At 44.2% G+C, this 19,775-nt stretch carries 17 protein-coding genes and 4 tRNA genes; 13 read left to right on the top strand and 8 right to left on the bottom strand.

The annotated features are described in order from the left end of the window. The first annotated feature begins 10 nt into the window (after positions 1–10). Genes L5L77_RS20980 through L5L77_RS20965 form a run of 4 tightly spaced genes read left to right on the top strand, consistent with a single transcriptional unit; the run spans position 11 to position 4,692 of the window. Positions 11–1,432, top strand: coding sequence for a TolC family outer membrane protein (locus L5L77_RS20980; protein ID WP_105250448.1), 1,422 nt, complete (start codon positions 11–13; stop codon positions 1,430–1,432). Then, positions 1,429–2,037, top strand: a complete 609-nt coding sequence (locus L5L77_RS20975) for an OmpA family protein (RefSeq protein WP_105250449.1) — start codon at positions 1,429–1,431, stop codon at positions 2,035–2,037. The genes L5L77_RS20980 and L5L77_RS20975 overlap by 4 nt, the downstream gene beginning before the upstream one ends. A 19-nt stretch (positions 2,038–2,056) precedes the next feature. After that, on the top strand, positions 2,057–2,764 hold the full coding sequence (locus tag L5L77_RS20970) for a transglutaminase-like cysteine peptidase (protein WP_105250450.1): 708 nt from the start codon (positions 2,057–2,059) through the stop codon (positions 2,762–2,764). A gap of 8 nt (positions 2,765–2,772) precedes the next feature. Then, entirely contained in the window at positions 2,773–4,692 is a 1,920-nt protein-coding gene (locus L5L77_RS20965) for an EAL domain-containing protein (protein ID WP_105250451.1), read from the top strand. Between the two features lie 264 nt (positions 4,693–4,956). Here L5L77_RS20965 and L5L77_RS20960 read toward each other — a convergent pair. The 4 genes from L5L77_RS20960 to L5L77_RS20945 form a co-directional block, all read right to left on the bottom strand. Continuing rightward, positions 4,957–5,033: transfer RNA gene (locus L5L77_RS20960), tRNA-Pro, on the bottom strand. A gap of 156 nt (positions 5,034–5,189) precedes the next feature. Beyond that, positions 5,190–5,266 (bottom strand) — tRNA-Pro (locus L5L77_RS20955). Between the two features lie 32 nt (positions 5,267–5,298). After that, positions 5,299–5,374, bottom strand: a tRNA-His gene (locus tag L5L77_RS20950). 53 nt (positions 5,375–5,427) lie between these two features. Further along, a tRNA-Arg gene (locus tag L5L77_RS20945) sits at positions 5,428–5,504 on the bottom strand. 206 nt (positions 5,505–5,710) lie between these two features. Here L5L77_RS20945 and L5L77_RS20940 point away from each other — a divergent pair. Beyond that, a complete protein-coding gene (locus tag L5L77_RS20940) occupies positions 5,711–8,359 on the top strand; it encodes a diguanylate cyclase domain-containing protein (protein WP_263186726.1) in 2,649 nt (882 codons plus the stop codon). A gap of 48 nt (positions 8,360–8,407) precedes the next feature. On the opposite strand, the gene rep is transcribed toward L5L77_RS20940, so the two are convergent. Beyond that, positions 8,408–10,420: a DNA helicase Rep gene (gene rep, locus L5L77_RS20935; protein ID WP_131523358.1), complete on the bottom strand. Its 2,013-nt coding sequence runs from the start codon at positions 10,418–10,420 to the stop codon at positions 8,408–8,410. Positions 10,421–10,654: 234 nt separating this feature from the next. Between rep and ubiK the strand changes: the two genes are divergently transcribed. The 3 genes from ubiK (at position 10,655) to L5L77_RS20920 (ending at position 11,752) form a co-directional block, all read left to right on the top strand. After that, complete coding sequence (gene ubiK, locus L5L77_RS20930) at positions 10,655–10,909, top strand: ubiquinone biosynthesis accessory factor UbiK (protein WP_006083441.1); 255 nt, start codon at positions 10,655–10,657, stop codon at positions 10,907–10,909. 93 nt (positions 10,910–11,002) lie between these two features. Further along, entirely contained in the window at positions 11,003–11,368 is a 366-nt protein-coding gene (locus L5L77_RS20925) for a hypothetical protein (RefSeq protein ID WP_173247981.1), read from the top strand. A 36-nt stretch (positions 11,369–11,404) separates the two neighbouring features. After that, positions 11,405–11,752, top strand: coding sequence for a hypothetical protein (locus L5L77_RS20920; RefSeq protein ID WP_263201275.1), 348 nt, complete (start codon positions 11,405–11,407; stop codon positions 11,750–11,752). Here the strand turns inward: L5L77_RS20920 and L5L77_RS20915 are convergent. Next, a complete protein-coding gene (locus L5L77_RS20915; RefSeq protein WP_263223388.1) occupies positions 11,749–12,921 on the bottom strand; it encodes a winged helix-turn-helix domain-containing protein in 1,173 nt (390 codons plus the stop codon). The genes L5L77_RS20920 and L5L77_RS20915 overlap by 4 nt on opposite strands. Before the next feature lie 247 nt (positions 12,922–13,168). On the opposite strand from L5L77_RS20915, the gene L5L77_RS20910 reads away from it, so the two are divergent. The 3 genes from L5L77_RS20910 (at position 13,169) to L5L77_RS20900 (ending at position 16,257) form a co-directional block, all read left to right on the top strand. Further along, positions 13,169–13,699, top strand: a complete 531-nt coding sequence (locus L5L77_RS20910; protein ID WP_263163984.1) for a hypothetical protein — start codon at positions 13,169–13,171, stop codon at positions 13,697–13,699. A gap of 176 nt (positions 13,700–13,875) precedes the next feature. Next, a complete protein-coding gene (creD, locus tag L5L77_RS20905; RefSeq protein ID WP_263163982.1) occupies positions 13,876–15,354 on the top strand; it encodes a cell envelope integrity protein CreD in 1,479 nt (492 codons plus the stop codon). Positions 15,355–15,474: 120 nt separating this feature from the next. Beyond that, positions 15,475–16,257, top strand: coding sequence for a phosphatase PAP2 family protein (locus L5L77_RS20900; protein ID WP_263223387.1), 783 nt, complete (start codon positions 15,475–15,477; stop codon positions 16,255–16,257). Between the two features lie 83 nt (positions 16,258–16,340). On the opposite strand, the gene L5L77_RS20895 is transcribed toward L5L77_RS20900, so the two are convergent. Continuing rightward, the gene (locus L5L77_RS20895; RefSeq protein WP_263186722.1) at positions 16,341–17,066 is read right to left on the bottom strand and encodes a substrate-binding periplasmic protein; all 726 of its coding nucleotides are present in this window, start codon (positions 17,064–17,066) and stop codon (positions 16,341–16,343) included. 189 nt (positions 17,067–17,255) lie between these two features. Between L5L77_RS20895 and L5L77_RS20890 the strand changes: the two genes are divergently transcribed. After that, positions 17,256–17,756 carry an Lrp/AsnC family transcriptional regulator gene (locus L5L77_RS20890; protein ID WP_105253008.1) on the top strand — a complete coding sequence of 167 codons (501 nt, stop codon included), beginning with the start codon at positions 17,256–17,258 and terminating at the stop codon, positions 17,754–17,756. Positions 17,757–18,096: 340 nt separating this feature from the next. After that, complete coding sequence (locus tag L5L77_RS20885) at positions 18,097–19,461, top strand: sodium-dependent transporter (RefSeq protein WP_263174005.1); 1,365 nt, start codon at positions 18,097–18,099, stop codon at positions 19,459–19,461. An 83-nt stretch (positions 19,462–19,544) separates the two neighbouring features. On the opposite strand, the gene L5L77_RS20880 is transcribed toward L5L77_RS20885, so the two are convergent. Further along, positions 19,545–19,775, bottom strand: a 231-nt coding sequence (locus tag L5L77_RS20880) for a transposase (protein WP_263185067.1), incomplete at its 5' end; no start/stop codon positions are given.

Here is a 19,775-nt window from a genome sequence, read left to right as displayed (position 1 = left end):
GAGGTTGGTCATGAAGACTTCAGCAATACGACAATTTCAATGTTCAAAGATAGCCATAGTGCTGTCATTAATCCTGTTACCTTTATCGGCTCAAAGTCAGACGTTAGAACAAGCCGTTGCACATACGCTAGATACAAACCCAGATTTACGAGTGGCCTTCAACCGCTTTAAGGCGCGAGAAGAACAAGTTAATCAAGCGATAGCAGGCTATATGCCAACTATTGATGTCAATGGTGGCTACGGTTACGAACAAACCGACAGCGTATCGACACGTAGACGACCCAATATCGGCGAAGTCGATAGCAAAGGGGTGGCTGAATTAAATCCCGGAGAGTTTGGTGTTAGCATAAAACAAATGCTTTTCGATGGTTTCTACACCAGCAGTGAAGTTGATCGTTATAGCTTTGAAGCTAGCGCAGACCAATGGGCACTGCTTGCTGCAGCTGAAGATATGGCACTCGATGTCAGTAAAGTCTATCTCAACTATTTACGCACCGATGAAGTGTTAAAATTAGCCGAGAAAAACCTTAACAGCCATAAAGAAATTTATGACCAGATTAAACAACGTACTGACTCAGGTTTAGGCTCAATCGCAGATCTATCCCAAATCTCGGGACGTTTGGCGCGTGCTAATGCTAACGTTATTTCTGCTCGCAACAATTTACTTGATGCAAAAGCACAGTACGTCAAAATTGTAGCGGCGGCACCAGCAGACTTAATATTACCAGTGCCAGATGCAGACATGCTGCCAAAGGATCTTAGCTCTGGCATTATTGTTGCGCAAGAGAATCACCCCATACTCAAATCTGCAGCAAACGATATTAGTGCCGCTGAAAATGAACGCTCTTCAGTACAATCCAATTACTACCCTCAGGTTTCTTTAGAACTGAATGGTAACTGGAATAACGATATTAGCGGCGAAGATGGAATATCAGGTGCTGGAGCTTTCCGCAGTGATGTGGGTGGCCATAGTAACGATCTCGTCGCCATGGTGAGGGTGAGATACAACTTATTTGCGGGGGGTAAAGATCTTGCCCGTGAAAAAGAAACTGCTTACAAGTTGGGTGAAGCGAAAGAAATCCGCCAACGCGCCCAACGTGAAGTTGTTGAAGGGGTAAACCTAGCTTGGAACGCATTTGAAATGCTAGCGCCGCAAAAACAATATATTCGCGATCATGTCGTGGCCGCAAAGGATACTCAAACAGCCTATGCACAGCAGTTCAACTTAGGCCAACGCAGTTTACTCGACTTATTAGATACCGAAAATGAACTCTTCGAGGCGCGTAAAGACTACTTACAAGCTGAATATGATGAAGTTATTGCTAAGTATCGCGTGCTCAATTCTACAGGACGATTATTAGACTCACTTAAAGTCACTAGACCTGATGCGTGGCGCGGAGAGCGCAATTATGAAGGAGGAGCTAACAAATGAAAACTCTCACATTTTTTCTAAGTGTCACTCTTTTAGCTGGTTGTTCGATGCGCGATACGGTTAATATTGACGAAATGGTCACAACTCAAACCTATGATCTATCTGATAAAGATAGCGATGGTGTCATTGAAGCCCGTGAACGCTGCAACGACACAGCCCAAGGGGCAGGTATTGATAACTATGGCTGTGGCAAAATAAAAGCGATTAACGAGCGAAAGGAAATAAATATTTTATTCCCGAATGACTCTGCTTATATTGCGCCTGAGTACTATCCTCAAATTGAAGAGGTGGCTATTTTTCTACGTCAGTATCCAACGACCAAAGTGACTATCGAAGGTCACACGAGTCGCACAGGAACCGATGAACGAAATACAGTATTATCTCAAGAACGTGCAAATGCTGTCACCGCTGTACTGGCTGAACGCTTTAGTATTGATAGAAGTCGATTAACTGCTATTGGATATGGTTCTAGCCGCCCAATTGTTTTAGAACAGACGCCGGAAGCAGAAATTCGTAACCGTCGTGTTGTTGCAGAAGTCACTGGTGATGATACGGCAGCAGACATGAAATGGACAATTTACTCGGTCGATGACAACTCAAAATAAAGGACTAACACATTAGGTTATGAACGGCAGACTTGATTATAAAGATTCATTATTGCGAGTCTGCCGCTTTAGCCTAATAGCGTCAGCCCTAGGCATATGTTGCCTATATGCGGCCCCCACACAAAACCTTGATGAAGTGAAGATAACTTCAACCCTAGAAAAACATTACGGCGAACGTGCTGGAATGCGAGCAAGGGCTTGGTTCAAAGTGTTATCGGAAGCGAGTACGCTAGATGAAAAAGAAAAGTTATTGAAGGTGAATAACTTTTTTAATTTATTCCGTTTTGTGGATGACAGTAAATTATGGGGAGACTCGAATTATTGGGCAACGCCGATGGAGTTTATTGGTGTGAATGGCGGTGATTGCGAAGACTTTTCGATCGCAAAATACTTCACCCTACTCCAACTTGGTGTTCAAGAGGACAAGATGCGGATCACTATGGTTAAAGCCACTACGGTTAATCAATACCATATGGTATTGGCTTACTATGAAACACCATCATCAATTCCTTTAGTGCTCGATAATCTTGACCATGAAATAAAACCCGCCACAAAAAGAAAAGATCTACTGCCTGTTTATAGCTTTAACGGTAAACAGTTATGGCTCAATAAAGAGCAAGGTCGAGGCGTACTGGCAGGGTCCTCAAAACGATTAGAAAAATGGAACGATCTTAACCATAGATTAGGTGTTGACCGTCTTAGGCAACCAAAATTAAAACTGGAGTAGCACCAAAAATGACACTGTTTAGACAGATTTATTCGCTGCTTTTTAGCCTGTTCTTGCTTGTAGTTGCAAGCCTTGGCTATGTGCAATTCACTGAGACTCAAAGCTTTTTAACAAAGCAAATGGAGTCCGATCTAAACAATGCCAGCACTTCACTCGGTCTAATGCTTACCCCAGCACTCGAAGCCGGCGATACCGCAGCGGCAGAAACCTTAGTGAATGTTATTTTTGAAGGTGGTTACTATCAAAATGTAAAATTGACTTGGATGGTCGATGGTAAGCAACAAGAGTGGAATAATCCTTTAAAAATTGAAGATGTCCCTCAATGGTTTATCAATCTAGATCTGTTTAAAACCATCAAAAAACAAAGCACTATCACCTCAGGTTGGCTGCAGCTAGCACAGCTTGAAATCACTGCTCATCCTGGTTTTGGTTATCATGAACTATGGCGAATCATGTCCAATACCATCATAGCCTTCTCACTACTTTTTCTCGTTGCTATTTTTACAGCAAGAGTAGGCTTAACATGGATATTGAAACCTCTCCACACCCTGTCTGAACACGCGAAAAGTATCGCAGCACGCCAATTTGGTCCAGACATGGCACTACCCAAAACCACCGAATTAAAAGACTTAGTGACTGCATTTAACAGCATGTCAGCTCAATTGAAACAAGTGTTCCATTCTCTTGACGAAGAGGTTGGCGCGTTACGTAAGAAGAATCTTGTCGATCCGGCGTCAGGCCTGCCTAACCGCCAATATGTAGTAAGTCGTTTAAATGGTTGGTTAAGTGAACCTAGCAGCGGTGCTTTATTCCTCGCCAAACTCGACTGGCTCGAAGAAGTGCACAGTAAATATGGCTATCAAGTTCGAGATGAAACCATACGGATCCTCGCAGAAAAGTTTCAACAGCAATTAAACGAAATAACACCTTCGGTCATAGGCCGTATTGCCGCCTATGAATTTGCATTTTTAGTGACCGATGTTGAACACGATCAGATCAGTAAATATTTACAAACACTTATCCGTACAATCAATCAAGAAATGTCAAAAGCAGGCTGTAAGCCCAACGAAGACTTTGCTATCGGTATTGCGGAACGTATTGGGCAAATGAATGTGTCGGATATTTTGGCCCAAGCCGACAATGCCCTTCAAAAAGCGTTACAAGAAAATAAAACCTTCCACTGGTTTGAAACCACAGAGCAGCAATTATTCACCCGCGAGCAATGGCGCGATAATCTCAGCCATGCTATCAGCAATAAGAAGTTTAAGTTTAGATGGCAACCCATCCAATTTTGCGATGGTGATGGCATAGCACAACGGGAATTGTATTGCCAATTAGAGCTTGGTGATCAACTCGCTCATGCAGGGCAATTTATGCCGTATATCGAGTTATTATCACTTGGTGCCTTACTCGATAAATGCTTAATTGAAACTGTCTACGAGCAAAAACTGCTCGAGCGGAGCTATGAACCGCTCGCAATTAACTTAACCCACCAAAGTATTAACGATCCTCAGTTCCATGAGTGGCTAAATCAATTTTTGCGAAATGCCACATTTATTGAGCGCATCTGCTTCGAAATCCCTGAGGCTGGTGTTTATAGTGATCTTAAGTCATGCCAGCACTTATGTAACATCATTCGCGATAACGGTGCTAAGTTTGGTATTGACCACTTTGGTCGTCAGTTTGGCTCTATGTCTTATCTACAGGAATTAAGACCTAGCTATGTGAAGCTGGATCAATCCTTCGCCTACTATGATGAGACACACCACAATAGCGAATTGTGCCGCGCCCTAATCAACGTAGCAAAAGGATTGGACATTCAAGTCATAGTGACGGGTATTCAAGAAAAAGCTCAGCTAGAACGTTTTAACGAGCTTAGAACAGATGCCTATCAAGGCTTTATCGCCCCGCCAGTGAATCTTGACTAAGCCGTATTATTAAGAAGTGATGTTTGCAAACAAAAAGCTCCGTAAGGAGCTTTTTGTTTTTCTACGGTTGAGTGACTATGCCGATACAGTTCTGCTCTGCAAGTCTGCCAGGTGTAAATAAGAACTGTGGCCAACTTCTATACTCATTAAGGATGCGCTATCAAGCGACAACAAACATGATAATGTCAGTGAGTAGTTCCATTTCGCCAATGCAAAAAAGCCTCAGTGTATTCATTAATGAATGCTGAGGCTTTTCTACTTATTTGGTCGGTGATAGAGGATTCGAACCTCTGACCCTCTGGTCCCAAACCAGATGCGCTACCGGACTGCGCTAATCACCGTAAATTTTGCACTATTATTTACATACGCTTAGAGGGTTCACCCTCTCGTCCACTTTCATCCAAAACATCTGGATGCGTTATAGGACTGCGCTTATCACCGTAAAACATTAACTATTTACTTAACTTACATTAAGCTCGCTAGTCACGCGAAGAATTTGGTCGGTGATAGAGGATTCGAACCTCTGACCCTCTGGTCCCAAACCAGATGCGCTACCGGACTGCGCTAATCACCGAGAATGAAAATCTTTATATCAAAGTAAATGAATGGGGTGACTGATGGGGCTCGAACCCACGACAACCGGAATCACAATCCGGGACTCTACCAACTGAGCTACAATCACCACTGATTTTCACTTACTTTGCTAACCTTAAAGCTCACAACTCTATTCGGAAGTGGTGCGCCCAAAAGGATTCGAACCTTCGGCCTCACCCTCCGGAGGGGTGCGCTCTATCCAGCTGAGCTATGGGCGCTCGCCTTGGTTAGCGCCGCATATACTAGGGTCAAATCCCCTTTGAGTCTATAGCTGTTTTGCACTTTTTTTACTGACTGCTCAAGTTTTATCACATTAGCTGACTTTTAAAGCGGAATGCAGCCAAAATATGACTTGGATGTTACAGTATTTCATGCTAATTATAGACTTTGGTAAAAGCAAACATATATTTAACTAGTGAGTATCATGTTTAAGGATGAAGATGAAACTGGCCAGCCGCGTGTGAGTGAAACTGAACGCTTACGCAAAAAAATTATTCGCTTAAAACAATTAGCGCATAAATATAAGCATGCTGAGATCATTCAAAACGCATTACTCGAAATATCCAATATTGCGACCCATGCTTCTTCACTCGAAGAATTCTATGTCGGCGTACATAGCCATCTAAAACAGCTCATTCCCGCTGATAATTTTTTTATTTCAACCCTGGATACTCACACAGGTGAACTCGCCATCCCCTTTTTCGCTGATGAGAAAGATGCCCATCCAGCGGAGCTTTATCCTGAACAATCACTATCTACATTATTACAGCAAGGATTAACAGGCTACGTACTCAGAACTGGGAAAGCGTTGTTGTGTAACAATGACACAGTCAATGAACTGATTGCCGCTGGAGAAATTGTTAATTTAGGTTCTCCCTGTCATCTGTGGCTGGGCGTGCCCATCAAACAAGATGACATAGTAACGGGTGTGTTAGTGGTGCAAACCTATGACACTAATATCAGTTATGGTGAAATCGAACTCGAGTTAATGACGTTCATTTGTCACCATATTGCTGGGGTCATGGAACGGCTAAAACATCAAGAACAATTAGAACAAGCTATCCAGCAAAGAACAAAAGAACTCAGCCAAGCCTACGATAAGTTAAAACTAGAAGTCTATGAACGGCGTAGAGCTGAACGCTTACAAAAATCACTGTTCGAAATCGCCGAGCTAGCAAGTTCCAGTGCAGACAACCCAGACTTTTATGCCCAATTGCATAATGTTATTCGACATTTAATTCCGGCCAATAACTGCTATATCGCCCTATTAGACGACACAGAAACCCACCTCACGTTTCCTTTTTATGTATCGCAATTAGCCAATAAGCACCCAGGTACTCGGCCGCTACAAGACGGCTTAACCGAATATGTGCTCAAACATAAGCGCCCACTATTGCTAGATCAAAGCAGTATCAATGCATTAATTGCCTCTGGTGAGCTGTATTCCCAAGCACCAGCGTTAAATCATACTCAAACCATGCATCAGTGGATCGGTATTCCGCTTTTTATCCATGATCAAGTTCGTGGTGCGTTAACGATTTACAGTTTTAGCATGACACAAAATTACCAAGTTAAAGACTTAGAATTACTGACATTTGTATCACAACATATAGGCTCGGCTATCGAGAAAAAGCTGTCCGCAGAGTCCTTACAACGCAGTTATGAAGAGCTAGAAGAAAAGGTTATTGATCGTACCAAAGCGTTAGCCGAACTCAATAAAAGTCTTGAGAAAGAAATTCAACAACGCCGTAGTATGGAAGCCAAGCTAGTTCACGATGCCAAACATGATGCACTTACAGGCCTGCCTAATCGCGCTATGTTTATGGAGCGTTTATCTCAAGCGATCAAGCATGTTCGTCGCCATAGCTTAGAACAGTTTGCCCTACTGTTTATCGACCTCGACCGCTTCAAACAGATTAACGACACTATGGGACACCTAGAGGGCGATAAATTCTTAATTGAGACGGCAAGCCGCCTCAAGTCCTGCATTCGTGATAATGACACCTTAGCGCGACTCGGTGGCGATGAGTTTGTGATACTGCTCGATAGCATTAACAACATCAACGACGCGAAAGATATATCAGAAAGAGTGATCCAAAAAATATCCCAGCCCTATCGACTTGGCACAATGGAATTTAGTTCTGGAGCCAGTATCGGTATCACCATCAGTGGCAAGCACAGAATTGATACCAGTGAATCTATGTTACGTAATGCAGATACTGCCATGTATCAGGCGAAAGCCAATGGTAAAGGCTGCTATGTTATTTTTGATGATAACGCCCAACATCAGGCCATGCAGGATGTCGAGTTAGAAACTGAATTTAGACATGCATTACACCATGCTGAAATCCACCTGAGTTACTTACCAGTAGTCAATTTTAAAACAGGTCAAGTGCATGCATTAGAAAGCCGCCTGTTCTGGCAACATCCGCAGCGTGGGCTCTTACAGCAGGAACAACTTAGCACGCTTGCTGAACAGTCACACCTTACTGTTGAGCTCGATAAATATACGATCAGCATCATAGATAGCAGCTATCCCCAACTCCTCAAGCAATATGATGAATCTGTTGAATTACATGTCATGCTTTCGAGCCAACATCTCAAGCATAAGCATGTACTGCGCAGTTTGAAAAACACTCTCAAGCAAACCCAGTTAAACCTGAGCCATTTGTGGTTATTCTTCAATGAAAAAGCCCTAGTGCAAGAAACTGAAAATCATATCAATGGCTTTGAATTGTTGCAGAAACTCGGGGTAAAACTCGGCATCAGCCAATACGGTAGCGGCTATAGTGCATTAAATAGCTTATTGTTTCTGCCAATAAAAGGCTTAAAACTCGATGCCAACCTCACCAAACAAATACAAGGCGAGCAACAGCTTAAGTTAATGTCAGCCTATCAAAAAACGGCATCAACCTTAGAGCTTCAAACCTTTGTCGATGGCATTGATAACCCTGAACAAAAACGTATCTTCAGTGAACTGGGTTATCAGCTGGGCCAGGGGGCTGCTTTAGCCGACACTTTTACCTTATGTGAAAACCAACCACAGATATGTGCTCAGCTCGAATATGCCTAGTAAAAAAATAAGTAGCTGATTTAAAAGAATAGTAAGCGAAACCGCTCGCTATTTTTTAAACATATCTCTTAAGCTAGAAATATTTGCCCGCCCCGTTTGCATCCGCTCCTGTTCCGTTTGTTGTGGCTTACGATTTTCCCACACCACATCATCTTGAGGTAACTCAAGTAAGAAACGGCTTGGCTCACAACGCATGGTTTCACCAAATTGGCGCCTTTCGCGGCAGAGGGTGAACCAAAGCTCTCGTTGAGCTCGAGTGATACCCACATACGCCAACCGACGCTCCTCATCGACGTTATCTTCGTCTATGCTGGTTTGATGGGGCAAAATACGCTCTTCTACTCCAACCATAAACACGAAGGGAAACTCTAAGCCCTTAGAAGCATGCAAGGTCATCAACTGCACCTGATCGCCGCCTTCATCCTCACTATTACGCTCCATCATGTCCCTGAGCGTCAATCGAGTCACCACCTCTGGCAAGGTCATAGGCTCATCTAACTCATCACCCGCGAGCATCTCAGTCACCCAACGGTAAAGCTCTGAGATATTCTTCATCCGCATTTCAGCGGCCTTGGCACTGGTGCTGGTTTCGTATAAGTAATCTTCATAATTGATCTTACGGATCAAATGCTTCACCGCCTCGACGGGTTCACCACGTTCAGCATGATCCCCAGTCTCCACGATAAAACGACCAAACTGATACAAAGATGACATAGCCGCAGGCGGTAAATGATGATTCAGTTCAGGCTCAAAAATCGCCGCAAACATAGAAATATGCTTCTCGTTGGCAAAATTACCTAAACGCTCTAAGGTTGATGGACCTATGCCACGTTTAGGCAAATTCACGATGCGCAAGAAAGCATTATCGTCATCGGGATTCACCACGAGTTTTAGATAGCCCATGATGTCTTTAATTTCAGCACGAGCAAAAAATGACGTACCACCACTCAATTTATAAGGAATACGGTTCGTCATCAGTGCGCGTTCGAGTAACCGCGATTGATGGTTGCCCCGATACAAAATCGCATAATCGCCAAACTGAGTACGGCCGACAAACTTGTGACGCACAATTTCGGCAACAACACGTTCAGCCTCTTGCTCCTCATTGGCGGCAAACAGCACCCGCAACGGCTCACCATAGGCAAGCTCGCTAAACAGGGCTTTATCATAAACATGGGGATTATTCGCGATAAGAATGTTCGCAGCCCGTAGGATCCGCTGGCTAGAACGGTAGTTCTGCTCCAGTTTAATCAGCTTAAGCTGCGGAAAATCTTTACCCAATAACACGAGGTTTTGTGGCTTAGCACCGCGCCATGAATAGATAGACTGATCGTCGTCCCCCACCACAGTAAAGCGCGCCCGCTCACCCACTAACAGCTTTACCATTTCATATTGGCTGGTATTGGTATCTTGATATTCGTCCACCAGCAAATATTGGATCTTGGTTTGCCAGCGCGTACGCACTTCTTCATGGTGGCGTAACAATAAGGTTGGCATCAGAATCAAATCGTCAAAATCTAAAGCGTTATAGGCTTTCATATGTTGAGCATAACGCTGATACAACATAGCAAATAAGTGCTGTTGCTCATCTTTAGCGATTTTGCGTGCATGCTCGGGAATAACTAAGCCACCCTTCCAGTTTGAAATCGTACTGGCGAGCGCTTTGAGTAAATCTTTATCTTCATCCAACTCGTCTTGGGTTAACTCTTTGAGCAGTGCCAAGGTATCTTGATCATCAAACAGCGAAAAGCCTGGCTTTAAGCCTAAGACCTTATGCTCACGTTTAATGATCTCAAGCCCTAAAGTGTGGAAGGTTGAAATCCACAGACCTCTGGCTTCCTTGCGGCCCATCGACTGAGCGACCCGCTCTTTCATCTCGCGGGCAGCCTTATTGGTAAAGGTCACCGCCGCGATATTGCGCGCCTTATAGCCACACTTTTCGACCAAGTAAGCGATTTTATTGATAATTACGCGCGTTTTACCACTACCCGCACCCGCCAAGACTAGGCAAGGGCCTGAAACATAATGAACAGCATCGTTTTGGGCGGGATTGAGTTTCATCTTTGCGCAATATCCAAACAAGTCGACAGAAAGGGATGGGATCATAGCAGAATCGACAGTTTTAAGGCTAACAAATCCCCGCTTAGGTTGAGCTGAACTCAACTCTGTAGATAAGCTTCTCCGTGATATAAACCCCAACAACAGCCAACTAAAGTGTTCACGCGTCTGCTTTACTTTTGAAAGCTAACGTACTGAGTTACAATCGAGCGATTCAGTAAAGAGGCGGACAAGATTATGATCAATCCAAAGAAAATCGAAGAAATGGCGAAACAATTGAGCGAAAGTTTGCCCAGCGGTCTAAAGCAATTTGCCGGTGAATTTGAAGAGCGCAGTAAGCAAGTACTGCAAAATCAATTGCTCAAGTTGGATATGGTTTCCCGTGAAGAATTTGATGTGCAGCAACATGTACTACTGAAAACCCGCGAAAAATTAGAAGCCCTACAAGCTCAAGTCAATGAGTTAGAAAAAAAGCTCAACGCAGCGGGCTAACTTATCATGCATGTTTGAAAGAGCACAGTTAGCGATAGCGCAGCTGTGCTTTTTGTTTTTAACACTTCAAGCATTGAGTCACTTGGGGAAATAATGCAACAACTCGCCAGCTATATCCTTGCTATTGAAGGCTATCCAAGCCCTGTCTACGTGGTAAGCCAATCAAACGAGCAGCAAACCTATCACGATGATAATGTGGAGATTTGTGAGTCCATAACGCTTTATCACTTCGATAACGGGGTTGTGATTAGCAAGCTAAGCGAGCAAGATAAACAAGCTTATGAGTCAGACATGGTTTGTGAAGATTATTGGCTCAGCTATCGGGTTGTAACAGCTCATATTGCGATTTCGCCGCAGCAAAAATCCTTTAGCAATCTATGTCAGCAAAGCTTTTGGCTTAAGATGCAGCAAGGGCTGGCAGTAAAGCCACCGCTGCAACCAGAGCATAAACAGACTTAATGCTTTAGCGTCGAACAATCAAGGAATGAAGCTACAATGGATGTCACAATCAGCACACACTATCAGGACTATCTTCTTTGGGCATTATGGTTGCTTGGTGGCGTGCCGCTACTCACTTATCCCGGTGTGCTTCTCGCCAGTTTGATGGGACTGGCCAGTCAATCAAGCATTAAACCCGCTTTTATCTATCGATTGATGAATCAGTGTTTTCTATGGGGAAGCCTAGTTTATCCCGCCGTGTATATCCTCTGTTATCGCATTACGAGCGATAGCACTGCGACTTCTTCATCTTTAGTCATTGCTGCGTTGCCACTGCTGTATCTAATCTTACTGTATGGCTGCTTTCGCTTTATGGATGCTCCAACTAAAGAGACAAATAATTAAAGCTTTTGTTGGCGAGCATACTTTTGCTTAAGGCCTTTATGGTTAGCTTTGACTAACTTCCAGCGGTCACAGCCATTGAAACGAGCATATTCACTGACTGCGATATCAAAGGCCGCACAGAAATCCTCATCTAAGCCATTCACCATCACGCCCTCTTCTAAGGTTAATTGCTGTAATAGCAATAGGTTAGCTTGGCGATCGGCTTTAACATCCACGCGGCCAACAAAAGTGTCGCGCCACAGAATTGCTAAAGAATAATAACCATACTGACGCTTTTCGGCTGGGACATAGACTTCAATTTGATAATCAAAATCAAACCATTGCTTTAATCTTTGCCGTTGGATCAATAAATTATCGAAGGGATTAAGCAGCCACACTTTATTAGGTAATGGTGCATTTAGCTGTAATGAAGGGCGATAAAAGTAGCTTTGGCCCGCCGTCTTAAAACACGCTAATAACCCGAGAGCTAACAACTCTGCCAACTCTTGGGCTACTGCTGATTTCATACCTTTGCGTAAATAAGCCATTTGCGCCGCAGTACCGAAGGCGTGGGCATCGAGATAACGATCAATTAGATAGCGGGTAAACTCACTATCTGTCGGTGCTTTGGCATTTATATCTTGTGGCAACACTCGTGCGGTAAGATCGTAAACCTTTTGAAATTTCTCCCGCCGCACCACCATCAACTCACCACGCATAAACAGCTGCTCTAGGGCCTTCTTCGCGGGCTTCCAATCCCACCAGGTACCGTTTTTAGCTTCACTATGTTCGAAATCACTGGCCTTGAGTGGCCCTTCTGCAAGGATTCGCGCCCGCACTTCCTGCATTATTTTATCGTCTGGCTCAAACCAATGCTTACCGCCATTTTGCAGCTGCTGTTTACGCTGCAAACTAAAACGGTAATCGGCAATCGGTAAATAAGCTGCCGCATGGGACCAATATTCGAAGATCTCTCCTTTGGCTAAAGCCATATCGAGCATCTTTGGCTGATATTCTGGCATACGACTATGCAGCACATGATGATGCGCTCGCTCAACCACGTTGATAGAGTCAATTTGTACATAACTGAGACGTGAAATTGCCTCGGCGACTGAGGTATATGGTTGCAATAATCCTTGCTGCTGCATATTTAATTGCAGCCACTCGCGGGGTGAAAAGGGATTAGACATCGATTCTCCAAATTCAACGACCAGCCAATACCAGACCAGAGAAAAATATAACAAACTGAAAATAAAAGTATTTAGCACACGATTCAATGAGTAGGTTTGTGAAATGTGCGCACAAGTCTACTCACTAGGCAGTATCTTCGGATAACATAAGCCATTTATACCTTAACGGCTATCGGTTTACCTGCCCGTTAGTTTCACGACTCGAAATAGAGCCTATCTGGCATAGGCTCTTCATTAAGGATTGATGATGAATATCTACTATCGCCAAGCACAACTCTGCGGCCGCAAAACGGGTAATGGCACTAAGCTGCCATTTTTGATGAATATCTTGTATTCACTTGCTGCTAAAAATGGCGATCACCAACCCTTTTCAATGGATGACATTAACGCCGTACTGTTTAATCAGCATCAGTCGATTGGTTGCTCTATCGAGGCGCCGCTACCGATAGTGAGTTGGCGCACCGAAGCGATAGAGTATGAGTTATTTAAAGGCGAAGAGCTGGTGTACTTGCCCCAATGTATCATCTTTAGCAATGGCGCCATTGCCTATGTCATTGTCGTCATGGGTGATGAGTATGAGCTGCGTATTTGGCCCGATTACAATAACCGTGATCGAGAAAAACACCACTGGTTTTCCCACCATGCCGTAGTCTATTCCGCAGAACTTGACGTCTTTAAACAAAGCTTCGAAGCACTGCTCAAACATATTAAAAAAGAAAATGACTACGAGAAAAAACACCCAAAATTTGGCAAAGACATCCCACTATCAGATTCATAAACTTGAATAATGAGTATGGATTTAGCGGCAATCGCCATAATTTTGCCACTATTGATCAGCAACTTGCCCGCAACTTTTGTAAAAAAATCTGTTTTAATACCCGCCGTGATACCGAGTTAACTCTGCACAATCTTAGCGGATAAGTCTCGGTCGTATTTCATAGGGAATGAAATTCAATGTTCAGCATTATTTTCTGGGTACTCACCCTACTTAGTTTGGCCTTATTTGGTAGCGCAGCCTATTTAGTGGTGCGAGCACTCCTCAAAAAATTTAATCGAAGTCAAGGAATCGATATGTCAGCACAAGAACCGTGGGCAGTAGCCACCGCAAAGGGAACGGCATTAAAAAACACCACCTTATTAAAAGCCTTAACCATTGGCATACTGTCAATCCTCGCGTTGATCCCGCTGGGGATCATTATGGATATGACTTCTGATCGCCAAGCCCTTTACCACAGCGTTGTCGATGAAATCGGCCGTTCATGGGGTGAGCAGCAAACCCTCTCAGGTCCTGCGCTGGTGATCCCTTACAGCTATTTTGTGTTGCAAGAAGAAGTCAGTAACGACGGTAAAACTCGCCATGAAGTGAAGCGTACCTATCAAGATGAGCTAGTGATCCTACCGAAAAAGCTCACCCTCGACTTAGACCTAAAACATGATTTTCGCACCCGTGGCATTTATCAATCGCTGGTGTATAACGCAGCTCTACAAGGTCAGGCCGACTTCAGCCTTAACCGTTATGATATTCCTAACCTTATCGCCTTCGATAACAAAAATGCCCGGTTAGTCTTTGGGGTGTCATCGAATCAAGCAATTGATAAAGTAGAAAAAATTGAAATCACCGGTGAATCGACATTACTCTCTGGATCACTGATGTCTGGCACGGGGTTAACCACTGGCGGTTTAGAAAAAGGCTTTAATCAAAAGATCCAAGTCAGCGAAGCGAGTGATTTTAGTGTGGATTTTGCCATGACACTACGCGGCTCTCAGTCTATCAGCGCATTGCCACTAGGCGAGCAAACGCTAATCAATATTCGCGCCGACTGGCCGCATCCAAGCTTTAAGGGATTATTACCCGCAGAACGGGACATCAACGCGCAAGGCTTTACTGCAAGTTGGAATATCAGCCACTTAACCCGTAACTATCCACAAGAGTTTATTAAGAGTAATCAATCGACTCTCACTGAAGTGTCGGCCAATGCGATTTTATTCGAACCAGTGACTCACTACGGCAAGATTGATCGCTCGGTAAAATACGGCCTACTGTTTATCGTGCTGACTTTTATCATGTTGTTTATCTTCGAAATCGGACAAAAAACCAGCCTAAGCACGATTCAATATGTGTTAGTCGGCAGCGCCATGGCCTTGTTCTATTTGCTACTACTCTCGCTATCTGAACATCTAGCCTTCTTGCATGCCTATTTAATTGCCGCCTGTATTCCCGTGCTGTCGGTATCGGCTTATGTAGGGAGTGCCACAGCAAGTATTAAGCGCGGTGCATTAGTAGGCATCATGCTGGTGAGTTTATATGCCGTGCTGTACTCGATACTGCAACTGGAAGATTACGCCCTATTGATGGGCTCAGGTTTACTGTTAGTCGTACTGTTGATTTTGATGTTCGTGACTAGGCATCACCCTAAGAACACGGCGCAATAGCGCCCTACCGATCCACCCTTGAAGACCCCCGACAGCACCATCTTTTGCTGTCGGGATTTTTTTATTGGCAAAACCATTGCCGCGTTGTAGCCTATTGCGTTTTATGAAGAGGCTTATATTTTGACCCATAGCGTCTATCTTTTACGCCGTTTAGGTTTAGCTTGGATACTGTTGGCAACCATTCCGGGCTTACTATTACTGACACAGAATCAGCTGTTTCCACTGATCGATCTGCACTCTACCTTAGCCAAAACCTTATATTGGATTACCATGACAGGTACTGCGCCCTATGGCGTCGTAACAGTCTTGTTTGTATTGGCGATCGCCTATCGTCATATGCCTAAACCACTCTTTATAAGTTTATTTTTTGCCATCAGCCTCAGCCAAGTTATCAGTTTAGGCTTAAGCCACACCCTCAAATCCTATTTTAAAGAACCCAGACCTAATCTCGTTTTTCTAGCAGAACAAGCACTGCCTAAGCATGAACCGCTTTCACTCGATGCCTTTTATCAATTGGATAAACAGTCACGTTCAAAGACAATTGCCAATGCACTCGATGGCTTGATCGCTGCAGAACCCGCCTTAAAACTCGACTCACGGATCCATCAGCATTGGGAAGATGAAATCAGCTATTCTTTTCCTTCGGGACATACCATTTTTGCTGTGACGCTAGTGCTTACCGCCAGCTACTATTTGCTACTCGCTGGATTACCTAGCTTAGTCATGGCGTTATGGAGCTGGGGATTTTTGATGGGATTAAGCCGTATGCTGCTTGGCATGCATTGGCCACAGGATGTACTGTTTTCAACCTTTTTAGCCGCCATCATCAGCGGATGTAGCGTGTTCTTTGTCAGTAAGTTGCGTCCACTCTCGCATGCGTTTGCTAAAGGATCTGAGCGCTAACGCTGTTAATTCAGCGTCTGGATTTGGCTGTCGACTCACATACGACAGCTTCAAACACTATGAAGTTAAATACTTAGGCATTGCTAAGCACTGCCTAAGTATTTTGCCACTAGAGCCTGATAAATTCCATTGGCCTTAATTCTAGCGAGCCCTTGATTGAAAGTATCCCGCGCCACTGAGTTGTGGAACACCATTCGATAGGATGTTGGGGGAAAAATAAAGTGGTAGCTTAATGCTTGCTGGGTATCAACATCATCCTCAACGAACTTATTCAGTTGAGCGAATATATAACGATCGGCAATCACAGTATTAATGCGACCTAAGTACAACATACGGTTCTGGCTTAATTGGCTATCGACTTCACGATAAATAGTCTGTTGCGCTACGGCATTAAACTCAGGGCCAAGTAAGAAGCGAGCATTTTCAAAAGCGGCGACACTGTACTTTTTAAGATCCACAATACGTGTTATTTCAAGGTGTTGTTCGGACAAACTGATCGCCACATTGGTATATTCAACATAATCATTGGACCAATAACCATCAACGCCATTTGCAGGGTTCATCGTCATTACAGCATCTAATCGATCTTTATTGAAATATAAAACTTGGCGTTTACGAGAGTAGAATTTGAAGTTGACTGGCTGCCCCATTTCCTTAAACGCGGCCTTAATAATCTCGATCTCAAGCCCTGATTCAGCATCTTCGATAATATAAGGCGGTCGATTTAGAGCGCTACCAATGGTTAACGATGCAGAAAATGCATAAGTCGGTAATATGAATAAGCAGATTAGCAACAAACTCAAGCGCATACAGTGTCTCACTCTTATTAGTATCATAACAATAGCGGTAAATAACGGGAGTTCCAAACAGCACGACTCCCAAAATCTCTATCCGTTATCACTGTCACAACCTTAAAATGTCTCATTTGATCAAGATTTTTGGCAAAGTCCGCGAAGACTGGCAAACTAGAGGCTGACTCAGTTAACCCTAAGCTTTCAATGACAGACACTCACCCCTACAAACTCGATCAACTCGATTTAACAATTCTGCGCTTACTGCAAACTCACGGCAGATTATCGAATCTCGAACTGGCCAATAAAGTCGGACTATCGCCATCTCCTTGCTCGCGCCGTGTTAAAGCCTTAGAAGAAGCGGGTTATATTGCCGATTATGCAACGCGTCTGTCGGCGGATAAGTTCAACCTGCATTTGACCGCGTATATCCATGTTCGAATGGAGAAACATACGCCGGCGATTCTCAATCAATTTGAAACCAATGCACTCGCCTACGAAGAAGTCCAAGAATGCGCGCTGATCACGGGCTCTGAGGCCGACTATCAACTTAAAGTGCTAGTACAAGATATGGCGCACTTTCGCACTTTCCTGTTAGATAAACTCACGACCAACGTGCATATCGCAGGGGTGCATTCCAGCTTTGTCCTCAAAAAGGTTAAGGACCACACGGCCATTCCCTTAGGGCACGTCAACATTCAAGCATAAGCCAACACTCAACAGTCACAGCAAACACCGCAAACAAGACAGCGGCACAAGTAACAGTCATAGCACAAAATAGCGGTTAGACATCTGCCATACGGTATTTTTTGACCATAAGATCACAATTCAATGAATTTTTATCATCGCAATGATTCGCCAAATCTCAACCATCAGTCGCACCTGATAGCAATAAAATCTCGCACAAAACAGATAGGCGGCACACAACATTAACTTATAGTCAAAAACCGATAAATTATTGCAAATTAACACCAAATTAACGCACTAAAATTGCGTTGAAATCCTAATTTATCCGCCTAAGATACGCCTTCTTTTTACGGGAGGCACAATGCAATCGGCCAATACAAGTTCGACTAACCACTTCAGCTCACGCTTAGGTTTTATCATGGCGGCAGCCGGTAGCGCCGTTGGTGTAGGTAACATTTGGGGATTCCCCACCCAAGCAGCCACCCATGGCGGCGGAGCCTTTTTGCTGGTTTACCTAGTACTGATTTTCATCCTAGGCATTCCCATGTTAATGGCCGAACTCATGATAGGTCGCCACGGACAGACCAATCCCGCCGATGCCATGGGCAAACTCGGCTTCAACACCCTAACTCGCGGTTTAGGCAAGGCGATAGGTTTGATTTCCATCGTCACCGCGGGATTAATCTATACCTTCTACAGCATTCTTTCTGGCTGGTTTGTCAGCTACGCCATCGCCCCGATTGCCAAAGCTTTGGGCTCGAACGACACCGCAGCTTGGTTAGTGGATTTCTCGCTGTCGCGCAATCTGGTGTTCACGCTGATCTTCAGCACACTCGTATTTCTGGTATTGCTGCAAGGCGTACAAGAAGGCATAGAAAAATGGTCGAAACGCTTGATGCCCTTATTGTTGATCATGCTGATCGCAGGCGTGGCGTATATCTTCACTCTTAATGGCGCGAGCGAAGGCATTACCGCACTATTAACGCCTAACTTTGCCAAGGCACTGGCGCCAGATACCTTGATCAGCGCACTCGGACAAACCTTCTTCTCCCTCACCATAGGCACAGGTGCCATGATGGTTTATGGCAGCTATTTGAGCCAAAAAGAGAATATCGCCAAGCTGACCGTCTGGGTTGCCTTTACCGATAGTGGCATCGCCTTTCTCGCCGCTTTCTTGATTATCCCTGCCATGTATGTGGCCCAGCATAATGGCGTGGAGATTTTTAACGCCGAGGGCAAATTACTCGATTCAGATGCGCTGGTGTTTACTGTTTTACCCGCTTTATTTTCGACCTTAGGAGACACCGCCAACCTCATCATCAGCGTGGTGTTCTTTATTCTGCTGATCATCGCCGGCCTGACTTCAGCCATTTCCATCGCCGAAGTTCCGACTAGCTATGTGATGCAAAAATTCGGACTCAGCCGCAAGCGCGCCACCTTGATCATCGGCCTATTACTGACCTCATTATCTCTATTACTGGCGGTATTTTTTGAGACGTTATTTAGCGTCACTATTATGCTCACCACCCAAATCGCCCAGCCGCTGGTCGCCCTTGGCATCGCGATTTACTTAGGTTGGATTTGGCGCCAAACACAATTACTTAAGGCGATTCGTGGACAAGATGATGTCGATACCACAGGACTCTTCTGGCGCATTTGGCCAAGGTACGTGAAGTATGTGTGCCCAGTACTGATCATCGCGATCGCCATCAGGCAATTTGTGTAACCCTTTGAACAAATAACAAAATCCCCGCTAAGTGCGGGGATTTTTTATTTAGCAATTGATGCACTAATTAACCTGAGATCGGTTTAACTAGCCATAACTGTAATAGCATTAAACTCTGCGTTAGTGATGTTCAGTTGTGGCTTATTGTCTTTCAATTGATAGGCGATGAGTCCCGCAATCATGTTGAGCATAAAACCATGTACGCTGCGGTGTCTAGAGTGCTCTATTTGAGAGATGTTTTTTAACTGGTCGTTGATGGTTTCTATGATGAAACGTCTAGACAGCATCGCTCTATCCCACAACGACATCGCTTT

It is taken from the genome of Shewanella sp. SM29 (assembly GCF_025654245.1).
GTDB lineage: Bacteria > Pseudomonadota > Gammaproteobacteria > Enterobacterales > Shewanellaceae > Shewanella > Shewanella oncorhynchi.
Note: the sequence above shows the minus strand (reverse complement) of the source record. Positions and strands in the feature narration are given on the sequence as shown.

Coding starts and splice junctions, on each gene's coding strand:
- L5L77_RS20980 (WP_105250448.1), top strand. CDS start 11: ATGAAGACTTCAGCAATACGACAATTTCAATGTTCAAAGATAGCCATA.
- L5L77_RS20975 (WP_105250449.1), top strand. CDS start 1,429: ATGAAAACTCTCACATTTTTTCTAAGTGTCACTCTTTTAGCTGGTTGT.
- L5L77_RS20970 (WP_105250450.1), top strand. CDS start 2,057: ATGAACGGCAGACTTGATTATAAAGATTCATTATTGCGAGTCTGCCGC.
- L5L77_RS20965 (WP_105250451.1), top strand. CDS start 2,773: ATGACACTGTTTAGACAGATTTATTCGCTGCTTTTTAGCCTGTTCTTG.
- L5L77_RS20940 (WP_263186726.1), top strand. CDS start 5,711: ATGTTTAAGGATGAAGATGAAACTGGCCAGCCGCGTGTGAGTGAAACT.
- rep (WP_131523358.1), bottom strand. CDS start 10,420: ATGAAACTCAATCCCGCCCAAAACGATGCTGTTCATTATGTTTCAGGC.
- ubiK (WP_006083441.1), top strand. CDS start 10,655: ATGATCAATCCAAAGAAAATCGAAGAAATGGCGAAACAATTGAGCGAA.
- L5L77_RS20925 (WP_173247981.1), top strand. CDS start 11,003: ATGCAACAACTCGCCAGCTATATCCTTGCTATTGAAGGCTATCCAAGC.
- L5L77_RS20920 (WP_263201275.1), top strand. CDS start 11,405: ATGGATGTCACAATCAGCACACACTATCAGGACTATCTTCTTTGGGCA.
- L5L77_RS20915 (WP_263223388.1), bottom strand. CDS start 12,921: ATGTCTAATCCCTTTTCACCCCGCGAGTGGCTGCAATTAAATATGCAG.
- L5L77_RS20910 (WP_263163984.1), top strand. CDS start 13,169: ATGAATATCTACTATCGCCAAGCACAACTCTGCGGCCGCAAAACGGGT.
- creD (WP_263163982.1), top strand. CDS start 13,876: ATGTTCAGCATTATTTTCTGGGTACTCACCCTACTTAGTTTGGCCTTA.
- L5L77_RS20895 (WP_263186722.1), bottom strand. CDS start 17,066: ATGCGCTTGAGTTTGTTGCTAATCTGCTTATTCATATTACCGACTTAT.
- L5L77_RS20890 (WP_105253008.1), top strand. CDS start 17,256: ATGACAGACACTCACCCCTACAAACTCGATCAACTCGATTTAACAATT.
- L5L77_RS20885 (WP_263174005.1), top strand. CDS start 18,097: ATGCAATCGGCCAATACAAGTTCGACTAACCACTTCAGCTCACGCTTA.